This is a genomic window from Pauljensenia sp. UMB3104 (genome assembly GCF_030217285.1).
Classification (GTDB): domain Bacteria; phylum Actinomycetota; class Actinomycetes; order Actinomycetales; family Actinomycetaceae; genus Pauljensenia.
This window is the reverse complement of record NZ_JASONN010000169.1, coordinates 1-312: the sequence shown is the minus strand read 5'-3', so window position 1 is coordinate 312 and position 312 is coordinate 1. Positions and strand designations below refer to the sequence as shown.

General features: G+C 40.1%; 1 pseudogene. It reads left to right on the top strand.

From position 1 onward, the window contains the following. Positions 1 to 92: 92 nt before the first annotated feature. Positions 93 to 296 (top strand): annotated as a pseudogene (locus QP415_RS11220) (IS110 family transposase); the annotation flags it as partial. Positions 297 to 312: the final 16 nt, after the last annotated feature.

The window sequence follows — 312 nt, the reverse complement described above, 5'->3', positions numbered from 1 at the left end:
AGCAAGACACCTGTTTTAGTGGGAATCTGTTCAAAGTATGTGGGACGTTCAACGTCGAGTATTGAAAACGACATCACTAAAACAAGGAATCATTCAAGATGATTCACAACATTGCTTCGGCCAGTCATATCAATCCTTGCCACATTGCGGACTTTTATGAGAAACGAAAAAGACAATCGCAGACGACTTCAACTAAGCCTCATACGATTGCCTCAATGCATCGCCTCATACAGACAATGTATTACCTCATTACGCATAACAAACTTTACGAGTACACTTTAACCCAAAATCATTAAAGCCGTCTATGCTCTA